A 15,976-nucleotide genomic window follows, 5' to 3' on the forward strand; every position below is an offset into this window, starting at 1 on the left:
CAATCAGTACGCCTTATTACGTATTTACAATAAACCAATATTAAATTGTAACATTTTGTTATCGTTAAGAAATTATGATGCCTTTAATATTTAAAGATGGTGTTTATGCTTGTGTTCCAACTTTACTTGGCTATATTGGTATTGGATTTACCGCCGGTGTAGTAGGTAAATCAGCTCATCTATCTGTATTAGAAGTGACATTATTAGCTGTCATTGTTTATGCTGGGACTGCACAATTTATTATTACTGGATTAATGATGGTTGCAACGCCCATTTCAGCCATTATTTTTACTGTTTTTTTTAGTTAATTCACGCCATTTTTTAATGAGTATGGCAACAGCCCCGCTTTTCGAAAATTCTCTTTGTTAAATAATATTGATATTGGTAGCTTATTGACAGATGAAAGCTTTGCCGTTGCAATGCATGCTATTACCAATAAAGTGCCGGTTATGCCACTTGGATGCATGGTATTAATTTAACTGCTTATCTTACTTGGATTTTATCTTGTTTGTTTGGTGCTTTAATTGGTGAGTGGTTGCTAGACCCGACTCAATTTGGTCTAGATTATGCTTTAGTTGCCATGTTTGTGGGTTTGCGCTATTTCCAATTGCTTGGCGATAAAAGCAAAATTCTTAAAAATCGACTTTTAGCCATGTTAACCGTTGCAGTTATGCTGATTATATTAATACGTTTTATGTTACCCGAAATGGCAATTTTAATCAGCACTTTTGGCAGTTGTTTTATGGGCATAGCAATGGATAGTGATGCATGACAACTTATAGCTTATATATCATGTTAGGTTGTGGCCTAGTGACTTGGTTGCCAAGAGTTATTCCATTTGTGTTGATTCGAAAGTTGCAGTGGCCCAATGCTGTGATTCGGTTCTTGTCGTATGTACCTTTATGTATTTTAACAGCACTATTAGTACAAAATCTATTTGTGAAAAAAGAAGGGCATTTTCCTGATTTTAACGTAGAATATTGCTTAGCAACAATTCCAACCACAATTGTTGCCTTTGTGACTAAGAATTTAATGTGCATTGTGGTTGCAGGTATGTGTTCTATGGCGTTAATTTGCTATTTTATGATTTGATTATATCAATCGATAACTGATTTTTAACGATTATTTTTAATGGTTATTTTTGTAAAATGAATGGTGAGTTAAAATAAAACAGGGCAATTACCCTGTTTTTATGCATTTTATGTTCTTTCTTTTTGTTCCAGTTTGCTAATCGATTTTAATAGCTTTTCAGCTTGGCTATCTTCACCTAGCTGGTTAAGATAATTGACCATCGCTTTTTGATAAGTAATATTATTCAAAATAGCTTTTGGTTGTGAGTTCCACCATTTTACGAGTGATTGTGCATCACTATTAGTTGCTAATTGCTTAATGCGACCAATATAGGCTGCTTGTTTAAATTGATCTAATTGCGATTCGCTATACACTTTAGCTTTATACATTGCAGGCAATAGGTCAATAATCGCTTGGTAATCACCTATTTCATAATAAAGTTGATCAGCCAATTTAAGCACTTCAGCATTACGAGGTTTTTCGTTTAGTAGCTGATCTAATGTCATTCGTGCGGCGGTGTATTCACGGTTTTTTAGTTGCAATCTAATTTGCACTAATTGAAAAGCAAACAACTCCTTAGGCTGGCAACTTCTAGCAGCTTGTTCCAGCGATTGGTTGGCTGGAATTAATTCATCATTATCGATTTGGGCTTGCGCGGCAAGTAAATACGATAAGGCGGTATTTTTTGTTCCTTTAGCGCTTTTTAGGAATAGTTTAGCGGCTTGTTGATAATCACCCTCTAGCAATAAGATTTGCGCTTGTTCGATACGTTTTATCGATTTTTTAGGTGACTTTAAGCGTAACCAATTGCCAAATGCTGTTTTAGAATTAAAAATTTTATTAAAAAAACAATAAATTAAATAAAGGCAAAGTAGGCCAATTAATTCAAGTATCATAAATGAATTAAACGACATACTGACACGATACTTGGCAAACTCAAATACCGCTGAACCTTGGTGTCCTTGTAATAGTGGTCCAAGAAAGAATCCACTAACTAGCACTAAGAAAATAATTAGTATTTTTATCATCATTATTCTCCTATTTTGTCAACATTGAACGAACGCGGGTTTGCATGAGTTTTTCAAGCTTGCCAATGCTAGTTAGGTTTTCAGGTACATTTTGATTGCTGATTGATTGACTTTGTAAATTCTCGAGTTCATTAATGAACGCTTTAACGCTTGGTGCATTGCCATCAAAATAAGCATTAACCCAAATTGCGGTATCGTTAAGCGCACGTTGGTAAATAAGATCTTGATGTCTTGGCACCGCTTGTGCTGCAATCAATAGGCGGAAGCGGATGTTTTCTCGCAGGTAAAGTGATTGTTCTAAACTTAGTGGTGCTTTTAATATTTGGCACTTGACGATTTGTTTTTCGTCTAGGCCTGCTTGTTCTAAGCACGCTTTAAAGTTGTTATCTTTATCGTCAATTTTTTCAATGGTGATAAATTTATCCATAAAAGTCTTGGTATTGCTTAACAAATTATCTGACCAATCGCCGACCGATGATACGTCATTGTTAGCGTCGTCAGTCATATTGTTAGTATTCGTTTGGTAGTTATTTGTTACACTAGCGTTTTCTGTTTTAGTTACATTGGCGTCTGTATTTGTGGCATCTTCGGCATATTGGGTCATGCCAAGATCAAGATCTTTGTAATTACCTACTAATGGTAATTCGGTAAGTGATTCAGACAAACCAATCAAATTCATAATAATACCATCAGTATCAATAAAGCTCACTTGAGCGAGTGAGTTAATATCTTTACTAATAGCTTGTCGTGCAGGTAATAGACTCGGGTCATCAGCTTGGGCTAGACTTTCATCGGCACTTTTTAGTAGTAATCGGGCTGATGTGTAATCTTGGTCATTCCAAATTTTTCGACCTGCTAAATGTACTAAATAATTCGCTTGTGAAATTAACCAAACATTATGATCGGTAGTTGACATAGCCGCTAAGCGCTCATTGATGTTTTGCAGGCTTTGCTCGGTGATTTTTGATGCATCATTAACTTGATTGCTTAATTGTTGTTGTAATTTTTGTTGATCACCCAGTTCTCGATTAACACGTTGCTCTAACAAGTTAAATTGCTGATTTTGTTTATTAGCAGCCTCGATAATACTATTTTGCAAATCGGTTGTTATACTTTGCTTAGTTGTTTGTTTTAAATTGGCCAGTTCAGTTTGCAAGGTTGAGATGGTCTTTTTTTGCTTCTCAATTTGCTGGTATCCATAATAAAAACCAAAACCCCCCAAGCAAACGGTTAATGCTATAGCAATAATCGATAGTTTTGAAACAGGCGTGTTGTTTGTGTTATTGGTGTTACTGCTATTATTAGTTTTTGACTGAGCTGTAGATTCTACTGTTGTGCTGGATTGTGCGTTTGCTGGATTTTTTTTATCTTCTTTCATAGTCTTATTCACTTCATTTTGAATCGCTGTGATTGTTGATTGACTAAATGAAGTTGTGCTTATTGTTGAAAGTGTTGCATTGGCACCATAATATTTTGGTGGCATAAATGACCTCATCTAGATGTGTTAGAAATTTATATTGGCATTATGACATAGAGTTAACATTGTTTTAAATAAATTTTAATTATTGTCTTACTGATCAACTATGATATACCATCTAATTTATTTAAATTATTGGGTATGACGATAGTTTATCGTTACCGCATTAAAAAGATTTTGATTATTTGCGCTATTGACCAGTAGAATTTTTTGCCATTTGAGTTGTTTGGCTTTTACAAAGATTCGTTGACTGGTTACAACAAGATTAGCCTGCGTTTTATGTTCAAGATTGCTATATAATTCAAGCTGGATTAGGTGTTCTAGGCTAGTAATAATGATTATTTGTTTTTTAATATTACTAGATAAGATATTTGGCAGATAGGGAATCGATTCGCGGCAGTAACAAACAATTGATTTTACTTTGACTTTTCGATTTTCTAGCGTTTGCGTTAATAATTGCCGACCTGAATTACCGCATAAAATTAAAATAGTGTGGTTTTGAATCGGTTCTTGTTGAAGTTTTGCTAATAGTCCTTCGCTGTTTTCTTTGTCAGGATAATTGACTTTTGTAGTGGTAAATTGGTTAAATAATTTTGCCGACTTTTTACCTATCGCATAATAACGAATATTATCCGGTAGTATTAAATTGGGAAGGTAAGCGTTAATAACATGTGTAACTTGTGGCGACACAACGATGACAATATCGTTGGGTAAAAGTTGATTTAGTTGCTCTTGTAAATTGAGTAGATCATTGCCTTGTGACATATTAAAAAATGGAAGATGCTGTGCAGGCAGGTTTGCTTGGTTAAATAATTGGGTGAGTTTTTCACCCTCTGGAGAGGGTCTAGTAACATAAATCATCCGCCATTTAATTCCTGTAATATTGCTTTTGCACCTTGATCTAATAAACGTTTTGCTAATTCTTTCCCTAACATTTCGGGTTCAGTTATATCACCTGTTAGTGCAACTTTGACTATTTTAGAACCGTCAATGCGCCCAACAAGACCTTGTAATGATAAGACATCATTATTTAATTGGCTATAACAAGCAATGGGCACTTGGCATCCACCTTGTAAGGCTTTATTCATTGTTCTTTCGGCTTCGATACAAACTCGACTATTTTTATCATCAAGCACAGAAAGAACCTCTAGGATTTGTTTATCATCTGTTCGAGTTTCGATGCCAATTGCGCCTTGTCCAACAGCGGGTAAAATTAAGTTTGTATCAATATACTGCTTGATTCTATCTTCTAATGATAAACGTTTTAAGCCAACTGCAGCTAAAATAATGGCATCATATTCTTTATTATCAAGTTTAGCTAAGCGAGTGCCAACATTACCACGAAGATCTTTAATTTGTAAATGGGGGTATTTTTCCCGTAACTGACATTGACGTCGTAGGCTTGATGTACCAATTACAGCACCATTTGGTAACTCATCTAAACTTAAATATGTATTTGAGATAAACGCATCACGCACATCATCACGCTTACAAATAGTGGCGAGTGTTAGCCCTTCAGGAAACGCGACAGGAATATCTTTTATAGAGTGAACGGCAATGTCTGCTTCGTTATTTAATATGGCTTGCTCAAGTTGTTTAACAAACAGTCCTTTGCCGCCAATTTTTGATAGTGGACTATCTAACAATACATCGCCTTTAGTGACCATGGGAATCAATTCCACCGTCAAATTTGGATGAGCAGCTAAAAGTTGTTTCTTAACAAAATTTGCTTGCCATAGTGCTAATGGGCTTTTACGTGTTGCAATGCGAATGTTCAATTGATTTCTCTATTTTTCTTTTTTGCTTAGGTGATTTGTATTACCGCGTAACTTGCATATCAGATTGATTAATGCGATTACATGAAAGTCAATATTGCCTAACACAGTGTGACCAATATTAGGCTGATTGATTTTAAGTTGTTATTCTAAATTATCAACAAAGCTAACAGCATAACCAACATAGTTAGCCGGTGTTAACTGCTTTAATCGTGTTTTTTCACTTTCGGGCAGATTTAACGAGTCAATAAATTCTTGTATACCTTTTGCATCCACTCGTTTACCACGAGTCAGTTCTTTCAACTTCTCGTATGGCTTTTCAATGCCATAACGTCGCATTACTGTTTGAATGGGTTCAGCTAATACTTCCCAGTTGCGATTCAGTTCTTCAAGTAAGTAGTCTTGATTGACTTCAAGTTTATTTAAGCCTTTTAAAGTTGATTGGTAAGCTATAATGGCATAACCAATACCTACACCTAGATTACGTAGTACTGTTGAATCAGTTAAATCGCGTTGCCAGCGAGAAATGGGTAATTTGCTACCTAAATGGTTCATGATTGCATTGGCAATTCCTAAGTTGCCTTCTGAATTTTCAAAGTCAATTGGGTTAACCTTGTGTGGCATCGTTGAGGAGCCGATTTCGCCAGCAATGGTTTTTTGCTTAAAGTGATTTAATGAAATATATCCCCAAATATCACGATCGAAGTCAATCATAATGGTATTAAAGCGCGCTATACAATCAAAGAACTCGGCAATATAGTCGTGTGGTTCGATTTGGGTCGTATAAGGATTCCATTTTAATCCTAGTGAGCTAACAAAATCCTCACTAAACTTATGCCAATTAACATGTGGATATGCTACAATATGCGCATTATAATTGCCTGTGGCTCCATTAATCTTACCCAGTATTTCAACCGATTGTAGTTGTTGTAATTGACGTTTTAGTCGGTAGGCTACATTGGCAAATTCTTTACCGATAGTTGATGGCGTAGCGGGTTGGCCGTGCGTTCTTGAAAGTAACGGTAAATCACGATAGGCTTTTGCCTGCGAAGTAATTTTATCAATCAATTTATTCCAATATGGCACTAAGACATCTTCTCTAGCTGTTTTTAGCATTAACGCATAAGATAAATTGTTAATATCTTCTGATGTACAGGCAAAATGGATAAATTCATTAACCGCATGTAATTCTTTATTGGTGCTGACTTTTTCTTTTAAAAAATATTCTACCGCTTTGACATCGTGATTAGTGGTTTTTTCGATTTCTTTTATGCGATTTGCATCTTGCTCACTAAATTGGTCAACAATTTGATTAAGGTGATCAATAGCTGCTTGACTTAAGGTTGGAACCTCTAAAATATCTGCGTTCGAGGCTAACTTTTGTAACCAACAAATCTCGACTTGAACGCGGTATTTTAATAAACCATATTCGCTAAAAATAGTGCGTAGCTCTATTGTTTTGTTACCATAACGTCCGTCAATTGGCGAAAGGGCAGTGAGTGCAGATAATTCCATCGGTTTAACTCCGTTACTATATTTGAAATATCAGTTATAAAGTGTAAATTAGATTGCTCGATTAATTTGGTCTAATAGCTGTTGTGCAGCATTACAAATGCGTTTACGGCTAAAAATAAACTGAAAGCGATTGCCACCAACTTGATACCATAATATGGACGATCGAACACACCCCAAAAGTGCTGTTCTTACTTTTGCTTGTACTAATGTGTTTTGCAAAAATTCGACTTTGCCAATCACTTTAATTTTAGTTGATATTGGGCTGATGATATCAGAATAAATTCCCGCTAATGAATAGGACAGATCATCAACATTAGCGCTAACAGTTTCATCATTCATCTCTGAATAAAGTCCTGCAATGCGTTTTAATCGCTGGTCTATCTTATCTAATGCGTCATTATTTTTTAATAATTTGCTTGTAATACTAAGCGTACCAAACAGATAACGTATAATTTGGACTTGTTCTTTTTGTTCTGACGATAATAATTGTATGAGCGTTTGTAACCCTGTTTTGATATTTTTAATGCCATCATAAACATCATCCGTTGTTTTGGGTGAGGTTTTAAACACACTTTTAATGGTTTGTTCATACAGAGTGGCAGTGCAACTCCCGGTGTTAGCAAGTTGAGGCACCAATATTGCGCTTTGCACTGCACCAGCAAGGGCAATAGTAATATGATTATATTTATTATCCACTCTAGCACTCCTTAATGCTTTTAATCCGTTCCTCTATAATACCTCCACCAAGGCAGACTTCGTCCTTATAAAAGACGGCAGATTGACCCGGCGTAACAGCCGCAACAGGATTATCAAAAATGACTTTGATTTTGTCATCGTCTAGTGGGATAACTTGACAAGCGATATCTAGTTGGCGATAGCGCGTTTTTACGGTACAACTAAATGGTTTGGTTACTACTTTACGGTCGACCCAATGGAGTTGCTGTGCAATTAGTCCTTCGGAAAATAGCGCAGGATGCTCATGACCTTGTGCCACAATTAATTCATTATTGATAAGATCTTTGTCAACTACATACCATGGTGTATCATCGGCTTGTTTTAAGCCACCAATACCCAGTCCTTTACGTTGTCCTAACGTATGGTACATCAGACCTTGATGTTGACCAATAACCTTTCCATCAACAGTGCGAATATTACCTGCTTGAGCAGGTAAATATCGAGCTAAAAAGTCACTAAATTTACGTTCACCAATAAAACAGATGCCAGTTGAGTCTTTTTTAGCTGCAGTTGCTAAGCCAAGCTGCTGCGCAATTTTGCGTACCTCAGTTTTTTCAAGTTCACCAACTGGAAATAAGCTTTGACTTACTTGTGCTTCGCTTAGGGTATAAAGAAAGTAACTCTGATCTTTGTTAGTGTCGATCCCACGTAATAATTCAACTTTATTGCCTGTTTCACGTTTACGAACATAATGCCCTGTGGCAATAAAGTCAGCATTGAGATCTTCAGCCGCATATTCTAAAAAAGCCTTAAATTTAATTTCTTTATTACATAAAATATCAGGATTTGGCGTTCGCCCTGCTTTGTATTCCGATAAAAAATGTTCGAATACGTTGTCCCAGTATTCGGCAGCAAAGTTAACAGTGTGTAATTTGATATTTAATTTATCACAAACTGCTTGTGCATCCGCTAGGTCAACAGCAGCAGAACAATATTCTTCTGTATCGTCTTCTTCCCAATTTTTCATAAATAATCCAACAACATCGTATCCTTGTTGTTGCAATAAATAAGCTGAAACAGAAGAATCCACGCCGCCAGACATGCCGACAACGACTTTTTTTCGAGTATTTATATTTGACATAGTTATTATATTAATAGATAAAATTAATAAAAATTTTGACACTAATTTTAACATAATTAGCGGAAAAAGCATAAAGTTATGCAGACAACGATTGCTGTGTTGATTTGTTTTTTATACTAATTTTACACTAGCTTTATACTGAAACGTATACATTTCTGAAACTTTTTGCCATTTTTTAATGTATTGATTGCCGTAGAAAAAAATGAAATTGCACCAGATTAAAATAGCTTTATAAACCAGCGTTTATAAAGCTGTAATTATATAAAGGTTAAATGAGCGTTAGTTAAGATCTTTTAAAAGGTAAACAACAAGCCCAATAATTTTAAACTCTTGTGGTCCGTGCTTATCACCAATGATGGCTGGATACTTAGGATTATCACAAAGTAATGCTAAATTGGCTCCTTGATTCTGAATGCGTTTAATACTGATTTGATCTTCATATTCAACAGCATACAAATAGCCATCAATAGGTTTGTAATGTGCTTTATTGATAATAAGAATATCATGGTTTGATATCGTGGGTTCCATGCTATCGCCTTTAGCCCATACGGCGGTTAAGTCTTCGTGGTTGCAACCTTGATGTTTTATTAAAGTAACATCAAATGGAATTGATTTGATTTGGGAATATGATTTACCCATTTCATTTATATGATGAAATGGAATATGTACTGAGCCACGGCCTTCAGAGTCTGGTAATAATCGACATTCTCCTTTTCCTGTTGCTAACCACTCAATAGGGACATCACATTTTTGGGCAATAATGGCTAATCTATTTAATGCTGGATAGGTTTTGCCCGATAGGTAATCGCGTATTACCGCTTCTGACATGCCGACTTTTTTGGCGAAGGCATTGCCAGATATACCTTCTAATACTAGATTTAATCTATTCCTAAAGTTAATTACTCCTGTATCAGTCAAGATTCGTGTTTTTTCTTTCTCATCTTGCTTTTTTACTTTGCTTTTATTCATTTTCTATTACATTCCATATATTTTTTGTTTTTTTATGTTTTAATTCGTTTTTTTGTGTGATATTCTTTGTTGGTAATTTTTTATCTTTATAAACATTGTAATACCGATAATCTTTACAATGACAAAAAATTTAACCAATAGAGGATCTCATAATGAGAGAGCAAGATCAAGACTGGACAGCATCTAGAGTTGTTGGCGAAATTAAAATTAGAGGCGGAAATTTAAGAGCGCTTTCAAGAGATAGCGGATTGCAGGCGGATACTTTAAGAAACGCATTATATCGGCATTGTCCTAAGTATGAGCGAATAATTTCTGACTATTTGCAAGTTCCTGTTGAGCAAATTTGGCCATCACGCTATCAGCCAAAAGCTAAAAAATAATATTAGTTTCAATAATAAAAAGACGCTAATAAGCGTCTTTTTATTATTTGCTATTTTGTAATTTATTACGTTTTTGACTTATTTTTTAGCTTTTTCAGCTGCTTTAACAATTGCTGCAAATGCGTCAGCTTTTAATGATGCACCACCAACTAATGCACCATCAATGTCTGGTTGCGCAAATAGTTCTGCTGCATTTTTATCATTAACAGAACCACCATATTGAATGATTACTTGTTCAGCCACTTTTGCATCTTGTTTGGCGATATGGTCACGAATAAATTTGTGAACTGCTTGTGCTTGTACTGGCGTTGCTGATTTGCCAGTTCCAATCGCCCAAATTGGCTCATAAGCAATAACCGCACCGTTAAAAGCCTGAACGCCAATCGATTTAATTACTGCATCAATTTGACGTGCGCAAACAGAATGCGTTTGACCTGCTTCGTTTTCAGCTTCGGTTTCACCAATACATAATACAGGCACTAAACCAGCCTCTTTAATTACACCAAACTTTTTAGCAATAAACTCATCAGATTCTTTGTGATAAGTGCGACGTTCAGAATGGCCAATGATAATATGAGTCACACCAATTTCTTTTAACATATTTACTGATACTTCACCGGTAAAAGCACCCGACAAATTAACACCCACATCTTGTGCACCTAAAATAATATTAGATTCACCTAATTGGTGCTTTACAAAATCAAGGTAGACCACAGGAGGCGCAATTGCAATATCGCATGCTGTGTCGTTTGATAGCTCATTTTTTAGTCCTGTGACTAAGTTTTTAGCCATATCGAGGCTACCATTGAGTTTCCAGTTACCCATAACGAGAGGTTTTCGCATAATTTTCTCCAACTTAAGATTTAAAAAGGTGTTGATTTCAGAATGAATTGGTTATAATGCTATCTATTATACATCAAATAAATTAAGCTTGAGGAAAAATATGTCATTAGAAATACTAAATCAATTAGAAAGCCGTATCCAACATACTGTAAATACTATCAATACATTACAACAAGAGATCGCAACATTAAAGCAAGGTAATCAAGAGTTGGAACAACTGATTAATGAGAGTTCTGATGAAATGAAAGCGCTACGCGACGAAAACGAAAAACTAAAACAAGATCAGCAAGCATGGCAACAGCGTATTCAAACATTATTAAGCAAAATTGGTGAAATAACACAGTAATTAACTTGATTTTTTTAACGCGACTTAGGTCGCGTTTCTTTTATATTTTATTGAGAATAATGGCGAAGATTGAGTCTAATGCGACAAAAGCTAAAATCACTCTGGCTGACCGAAACGATTCATTTAATTGAAACCAAATCTGGGCGGTTTGCTGACCAAGACATCAACCGACAAGTAAGAGTAGAACAAATACCGCTCACAGATCGAATTGTGATGCGAGCAACTATGTTGTCTAAACAAAATGGGCTATATTTGGCGCAAAAAATACTATTGCGATCGGTAAAGCTATCGTTTGCATTATTGCTAGTATTATCTATTTTTTTGGGTAGCTCTTTAGCGTTGGGGGCGTTAAGTCAAAATCCTATCAACCTGTATTGGGCACTTTTTAGTTTATTAGGTGTGCATCTAATTACACTATCTATTTGGTTGAGTTCGTTCTTATTTTTTGCTAATTTTGGTGGTAGTTTATTGATTCATTGTTGGTTATGGTTAGCTAAAAAACTATCTCAAAAAAAGACAGTACAGCAACTTATACCGGCGTTTGTTGAGCTGTTTGGCGTGCGCATTCGTTGGCTCATCGGTTTTGTACTTAATCTGTTTTGGACTGTGATTTTAAGCAGTGCATTATTGGTATTAGTTGTACTATTTTCAACCAAACATTATAGTTTTGAATGGCAAACTACTTTGCTCAGTTCGGATACGGTTATTGCACTAACTCACTATTTAGGTTATTTACCGTCGTTATTTGGTTTCGAAATCCCTAAAGACGAAGTTATAAAGCTAAGCGAACATGCGTTAAGCGCTGGCGATGTACGCTCATCATGGGCTGTTTGGTTGCTTGGTGTGTTTATTGTTTATGGATTAGTAGTACGATTTTTATGTATGGCATTTTGTGGTGTTAATTGGCTGATTAGCTGTCATCGAATTGAGCTAAATATTGTGCATCCTGATTATCAAATATTAGCAAATCAATTACAGCCACTGTTTGTTAATATTGAAGATGCCGATAAATTGGGTAATGATGGCTACCAATGGCATTTGCCTACACATTCAATTGAAGACGGTGAGGGGGCATTTTTGGTTGCCATAGATGTACAAGAAAGTTGGCATTCTCCTGAATCTGTTTCTTTTTTAGGTTTTTTGAATACTCGTGAACAGCGCGGTAACATGTTAGATTATCTGCAATTAATACCAGCCAAAAAACTATTAATTGCAATTGATACCGATAGAACACCTGATAGAGGGTTATTGAATTTTATTAATCAGCTGATTAATAAATCACAGCAAACTCGTATCTGGTTTATTAATCAAGGCAAACAGTACCATAATTGGCAATCGCTATCTTTTCAGTTAGCTGAACCTGACTGGCTAATCGAGGATATTTAATATGCTATCAACGTTAAAATTAGCCGTGGTGGGTCATGCAAATGTTGGCAAAACGTCATTATTACGTACTTTAATCCGTAATAGTCATTTTGGTCATGTGTCCGATCGTCCGGGTACCACAAGACATGTTGAATCAATAACATTACCACTAGATCATAATCAATCGATTGTTTTTTATGATACCCCAGGGTTAGAAGACAGTTTAGCGCTGTATGATTACATTAACCACCTATTTCCCGCCAACGCAAAACTTGATGGCATTGATAGATTGACACTTTTTTTACAAAGCCCAGAAGCCGAAAACGCATTTAATCAAGAGGCTAAAGTTATCAGACAAATATTAAATAGCGATGCATCTATCTATGTGATAGATGTGCGTGAACCAGTATTGGCCAAATATCACGATGAATTAGCTATTTTATCCAATAGTGATAAACCTATATTAGCGGTTTTAAATTTTATCGCTGATAATGATCAAAATGAAAAAGAATGGAAAAGTTTGCTTTCACGGATTGGGATTCATGCTATTATAAGGTTTGATGCTGTATTCCCATCCTTGGACGGCGAGGAGCGTTTGTATCATAGCCTTGCTTTACTGGTTGAGCCTGCTAAAAAAATATTAGATAATTGGCTAGATAAAATCGCACAAATTCGTGATTCTCGTAATCAAACTGCTAATTGGATTATTGCTGAAACGCTCGTTGATGTTACCGCCTTTTACGAAATGGCTAAATTAGACGATAAAAAAGCAATTACTGCTATGCAAAATAAAGTTAGAAAGCGGGAACAAATAGTGATCAACGAATTACTAAAATTGTATCAATTTGATTCAACTCAAGAGAGCGAAGAAAGTTTGCCTTTAATTAAAGGTCGCTATAAGGCTGACCTTTTTAATGTTGATGCACTAAAAGCGATGGGTATTCATTTAACTAAAGGCTTTGTGTCAGGTGCAACGATTGGTGCTAGTATTGACTTAGCAACCGGAGGGCTTTCGCTCGGCTCAGCTACATTAATTGGTGCCGCGATGGGTAGTTTAATGCAAACAGCAAAACATTATGGTGCTAGAATGCGTTATCATCTTTCTGGATACAGTAAATTAAGTGTTGATGATGTTATTATTTGTTTTCTTTCTTTGCGTTTAATTCGCCTTAAAGAAAGTTTAAATCATCGCAGCCATGCGGACACCAGCCCAGTTAGGTTATCTAAATTAGATAAAACCGATTGGGAAAAAGGTGTGTTACCTAACTGTTTAAAGGTAGCTAGACGTTATTCGCATTGGTCGACGTTAAATAAAGGAACAAAAAGAAATGACAAAAAAAGACAATCGACTATTAGGAACGTTGCTCAGCAACTTTAGTAGTAGTATGAATAAACTTTTTTTTATAACCACATTGATCTTTTCTCTGTTTATGTTATTTGGATGTAGTACCAGCCACGGTCAAATTTCTGTTATAAATACAAAATCTAATCCAACTATGTTAGCTAAAATAGAATCTCACTATAAAAAATGGCAAAATACGCCGTATCGGTACGGTGGTACGACTTTAGCCGGTAGTGATTGTTCTGCTTTGGTGATGAACTTTTTCAAAAACAAACTTTCAAAAAACTTGCCGAGAAGCGCTGCTGAGCAAGCTAAATTAGGTGTCAAGGTGAACACTCCTAAAGCAGGCGATTTGGTGTTCTTTAAAACAGGACGTAGCCGTAGTGGTTTACATGTTGGTATCTATTATACTGATGGTAAATTTTTACATGCTTCAAGTTCAAAAGGTGTAACTTATTCAAGCTTGTATGAAAGTTATTGGAAGAAGCATTACTGGATGACACGACGTATAACCGATAGCTAATATCAAGATTTATTTAAATCATAAATTAAAACTCTTTAAATCGATCATATTTAGAGAGTTTTAATTGTTTCCTCTCTATAATTAAATCATCGATTTTTCTCTTAATTCGCGTATTACATTTGCTACATAAAGCATTTCACCTGGCGTGCCTAGTGATATACGGCACCAATTGGTTGCAGGGGCAAAATCTCGACCAACTAATATGAATTTTTGTTTCATTAATTCCCGATAATCATTTAACCCAATTGGTGTTTTGTGAAACATAAAATTAGTTTCTGATTTAAGATAATGTATTCCCAACTCTGACAATACTTTTTCCATAATATCGCGTGACACATCAACCACTTTTTTGGAGTAGGTCAAATATTGAGTATCATTTATCGATGCTAATGCCGCACAAACACCACAATAGTTTAATTTTTCACCTGCCACATACTGGGATATATTTTTTATGTTTGCCTCTGTGCTAACAATGTAACCTACACGTAATCCAGCCATTGCATGAATCTTAGAAAATGTTTTAAGCAATACAATATTTTCATATTTTTGTGTAATAAATTTCTCTGCTGATTCAAAAGTAGGATCATTAACAAATTCGGCATAAGCTTCGTCGAAAATAAAAATTGTGTTTTTAGGTTTACTTTTTATCCATGATTCGATCTCATTTAGATCAAACACTGTAGAAGTTGGATTGTTAGGATTAACCAAATAAACAATCGAAAAACCTCGATATCCTTCAACTACATTTTTTAAACTAGTTATATCAATTTTCCAATCAGTTAAACATGGAACTTTGGTTATTTTTAAATTAAAAATTTTTGCAAAATGCTCACCATCACCATAAGTAAGTTCTGGTATAACTAGTTGTGTATCTGGTTTTACAAAAGCGGATATAGTACTGCGGATTCCTTCTGACGAGCCAGCAGTTAATAATATTTGACTTTCTACCACTTGGTGATGTTTAGCTAATGCTTTATTTAAAAGCGGCATCTCGGCTTTTGCATATCTATTAGCTTTAGGTATGGCATCAATAGCTGCTTGTTTGGCTCTTGGTGACATGCCAAGTGCATTTTCGTTAAAATTAAGTCGAATAGGATGAGTTGCATCTGGGGTTACTAGTTTATCAAGCACAGGTAGTGAGAATGAAATTGATTTTTGTACTTCTTGAGCATACGCTTTCGATAACAGTTGATTAACAGATAATCCCACTATAGCAGCACTGGAAAATGTTAATAGTTTTCTTCTACTCATATTTAAATTTGACACCATGATTCACCTCCTATTTTAATTGTTCCTCATGTGTTCAATTATTAACCATGCAAAAATAATACCAATTTTTTAAAAATGATAAGAGTGCTTGATTTGTACAGTAATCAATAATAAAAGGGCAATGATGTTTGGTTACTTTTTTGGGCTAACTTGATTTAAATATGCACAATTATGGTGCTTTATTGCTCAAAAACAGCATTTAAAAAAGGACTGTTATAAATAAACAGTCCTTTGGAATGTTTTGTTAAGTACCGTGG

At 35.3% G+C, this 15,976-nt stretch carries 16 protein-coding genes and 1 pseudogene; 7 read left to right on the forward strand and 10 right to left on the reverse strand.

What is annotated here, in order from left to right:
* The first annotated feature begins 74 nt into the window (after positions 1-74).
* Together A9G22_RS11735 and A9G22_RS01225 are read left to right on the forward strand one after the other, a co-directional pair.
* A pseudogene (locus tag A9G22_RS11735) lies at positions 75-772 on the forward strand (AzlC family ABC transporter permease).
* A complete protein-coding gene (locus tag A9G22_RS01225) occupies positions 769-1,092 on the forward strand; it encodes an AzlD domain-containing protein (protein ID WP_075508187.1) in 324 nt (107 codons plus the stop codon). Before A9G22_RS11735 ends, A9G22_RS01225 begins: the two are co-directional and overlap by 4 nt.
* 107 nt (positions 1,093-1,199) lie before the next feature.
* Here A9G22_RS01225 and A9G22_RS01230 read toward each other — a convergent pair whose 3' ends face one another.
* From A9G22_RS01230 to A9G22_RS01265, 8 genes are all read right to left on the reverse strand, one after another.
* Positions 1,200-2,099: a heme biosynthesis HemY N-terminal domain-containing protein gene (locus A9G22_RS01230; protein ID WP_075508188.1), complete on the reverse strand. Its 900-nt coding sequence runs from the start codon at positions 2,097-2,099 to the stop codon at positions 1,200-1,202.
* A 10-nt stretch (positions 2,100-2,109) separates the two neighbouring features.
* Positions 2,110-3,582 (reverse strand): uroporphyrinogen-III C-methyltransferase, encoded by a 1,473-nt coding sequence (locus tag A9G22_RS01235; protein ID WP_075508189.1) that lies wholly within the window; start codon positions 3,580-3,582, stop codon positions 2,110-2,112.
* A gap of 126 nt (positions 3,583-3,708) precedes the next feature.
* The gene (locus tag A9G22_RS01240) at positions 3,709-4,437 is read right to left on the reverse strand and encodes a uroporphyrinogen-III synthase (RefSeq protein ID WP_065585825.1); all 729 of its coding nucleotides are present in this window, start codon (positions 4,435-4,437) and stop codon (positions 3,709-3,711) included.
* Complete coding sequence (gene hemC / locus A9G22_RS01245) at positions 4,434-5,354, reverse strand: hydroxymethylbilane synthase (protein ID WP_065585826.1); 921 nt, start codon at positions 5,352-5,354, stop codon at positions 4,434-4,436. The genes A9G22_RS01240 and hemC overlap by 4 nt, the downstream gene beginning before the upstream one ends.
* A 141-nt stretch (positions 5,355-5,495) precedes the next feature.
* Positions 5,496-6,866 carry an adenylosuccinate lyase gene (gene purB, locus A9G22_RS01250; protein WP_065585827.1) on the reverse strand — a complete coding sequence of 457 codons (1,371 nt, stop codon included), beginning with the start codon at positions 6,864-6,866 and terminating at the stop codon, positions 5,496-5,498.
* A 48-nt stretch (positions 6,867-6,914) separates the two neighbouring features.
* Positions 6,915-7,562, reverse strand: coding sequence for a high frequency lysogenization protein HflD (gene hflD, locus A9G22_RS01255; RefSeq protein ID WP_065585828.1), 648 nt, complete (start codon positions 7,560-7,562; stop codon positions 6,915-6,917).
* Position 7,563: 1 nt separating this feature from the next.
* Positions 7,564-8,682 carry a tRNA 2-thiouridine(34) synthase MnmA gene (mnmA, locus tag A9G22_RS01260; RefSeq protein WP_075508227.1) on the reverse strand — a complete coding sequence of 373 codons (1,119 nt, stop codon included), beginning with the start codon at positions 8,680-8,682 and terminating at the stop codon, positions 7,564-7,566.
* 279 nt (positions 8,683-8,961) lie between these two features.
* Positions 8,962-9,651: a LexA family transcriptional regulator gene (locus A9G22_RS01265; protein ID WP_065585829.1), complete on the reverse strand. Its 690-nt coding sequence runs from the start codon at positions 9,649-9,651 to the stop codon at positions 8,962-8,964.
* 152 nt (positions 9,652-9,803) lie between these two features.
* Here A9G22_RS01265 and A9G22_RS01270 point away from each other — a divergent pair, with 152 nt between their 5' ends.
* Entirely contained in the window at positions 9,804-10,031 is a 228-nt protein-coding gene (locus A9G22_RS01270) for a helix-turn-helix domain-containing protein (RefSeq protein WP_065585830.1), read from the forward strand.
* 78 nt (positions 10,032-10,109) lie between these two features.
* Here the strand turns inward: A9G22_RS01270 and tpiA are convergent, their stop codons facing one another.
* Positions 10,110-10,874, reverse strand: a complete 765-nt coding sequence (gene tpiA / locus A9G22_RS01275; protein WP_075508190.1) for a triose-phosphate isomerase — start codon at positions 10,872-10,874, stop codon at positions 10,110-10,112.
* A gap of 100 nt (positions 10,875-10,974) precedes the next feature.
* Here tpiA and zapB point away from each other — a divergent pair, with 100 nt between their 5' ends.
* The 4 genes from zapB (at position 10,975) to A9G22_RS01295 (ending at position 14,450) form a co-directional block, all read left to right on the forward strand.
* A complete protein-coding gene (zapB, locus tag A9G22_RS01280; protein WP_065585832.1) occupies positions 10,975-11,220 on the forward strand; it encodes a cell division protein ZapB in 246 nt (81 codons plus the stop codon).
* 78 nt (positions 11,221-11,298) lie between these two features.
* Positions 11,299-12,606 (forward strand): DUF2868 domain-containing protein, encoded by a 1,308-nt coding sequence (locus tag A9G22_RS01285; RefSeq protein WP_065585833.1) that lies wholly within the window; start codon positions 11,299-11,301, stop codon positions 12,604-12,606.
* A gap of 1 nt (position 12,607) precedes the next feature.
* The gene (locus tag A9G22_RS01290; protein ID WP_075508191.1) at positions 12,608-13,963 is read left to right on the forward strand and encodes a DUF3482 domain-containing protein; all 1,356 of its coding nucleotides are present in this window, start codon (positions 12,608-12,610) and stop codon (positions 13,961-13,963) included.
* A 7-nt stretch (positions 13,964-13,970) separates the two neighbouring features.
* Complete coding sequence (locus A9G22_RS01295) at positions 13,971-14,450, forward strand: C40 family peptidase (RefSeq protein WP_075508192.1); 480 nt, start codon at positions 13,971-13,973, stop codon at positions 14,448-14,450.
* 81 nt (positions 14,451-14,531) lie between these two features.
* On the opposite strand, the gene A9G22_RS01300 is transcribed toward A9G22_RS01295, so the two are convergent.
* Positions 14,532-15,701, reverse strand: a complete 1,170-nt coding sequence (locus A9G22_RS01300) for a pyridoxal phosphate-dependent aminotransferase (RefSeq protein ID WP_218058710.1) — start codon at positions 15,699-15,701, stop codon at positions 14,532-14,534.
* Positions 15,702-15,976: the final 275 nt, after the last annotated feature.

The organism is Gilliamella sp. App2-1, from assembly GCF_001690255.1.
Classification (GTDB): Bacteria; Pseudomonadota; Gammaproteobacteria; order Enterobacterales; family Orbaceae; genus Gilliamella; species Gilliamella apicola_G.

Coding starts and splice junctions, on each gene's coding strand:
- A9G22_RS01225 (WP_075508187.1), top strand. CDS start 769: ATGACAACTTATAGCTTATATATCATGTTAGGTTGTGGCCTAGTGACT.
- A9G22_RS01230 (WP_075508188.1), bottom strand. CDS start 2,099: ATGATAAAAATACTAATTATTTTCTTAGTGCTAGTTAGTGGATTCTTT.
- A9G22_RS01235 (WP_075508189.1), bottom strand. CDS start 3,582: ATGCCACCAAAATATTATGGTGCCAATGCAACACTTTCAACAATAAGC.
- A9G22_RS01240 (WP_065585825.1), bottom strand. CDS start 4,437: ATGATTTATGTTACTAGACCCTCTCCAGAGGGTGAAAAACTCACCCAA.
- purB (WP_065585827.1), bottom strand. CDS start 6,866: ATGGAATTATCTGCACTCACTGCCCTTTCGCCAATTGACGGACGTTAT.
- mnmA (WP_075508227.1), bottom strand. CDS start 8,682: ATGTCAAATATAAATACTCGAAAAAAAGTCGTTGTCGGCATGTCTGGC.
- A9G22_RS01265 (WP_065585829.1), bottom strand. CDS start 9,651: ATGAATAAAAGCAAAGTAAAAAAGCAAGATGAGAAAGAAAAAACACGA.
- A9G22_RS01270 (WP_065585830.1), top strand. CDS start 9,804: ATGAGAGAGCAAGATCAAGACTGGACAGCATCTAGAGTTGTTGGCGAA.
- tpiA (WP_075508190.1), bottom strand. CDS start 10,874: ATGCGAAAACCTCTCGTTATGGGTAACTGGAAACTCAATGGTAGCCTC.
- zapB (WP_065585832.1), top strand. CDS start 10,975: ATGTCATTAGAAATACTAAATCAATTAGAAAGCCGTATCCAACATACT.
- A9G22_RS01285 (WP_065585833.1), top strand. CDS start 11,299: ATGCGACAAAAGCTAAAATCACTCTGGCTGACCGAAACGATTCATTTA.
- A9G22_RS01290 (WP_075508191.1), top strand. CDS start 12,608: ATGCTATCAACGTTAAAATTAGCCGTGGTGGGTCATGCAAATGTTGGC.
- A9G22_RS01295 (WP_075508192.1), top strand. CDS start 13,971: ATGAATAAACTTTTTTTTATAACCACATTGATCTTTTCTCTGTTTATG.
- A9G22_RS01300 (WP_218058710.1), bottom strand. CDS start 15,701: ATGAGTAGAAGAAAACTATTAACATTTTCCAGTGCTGCTATAGTGGGA.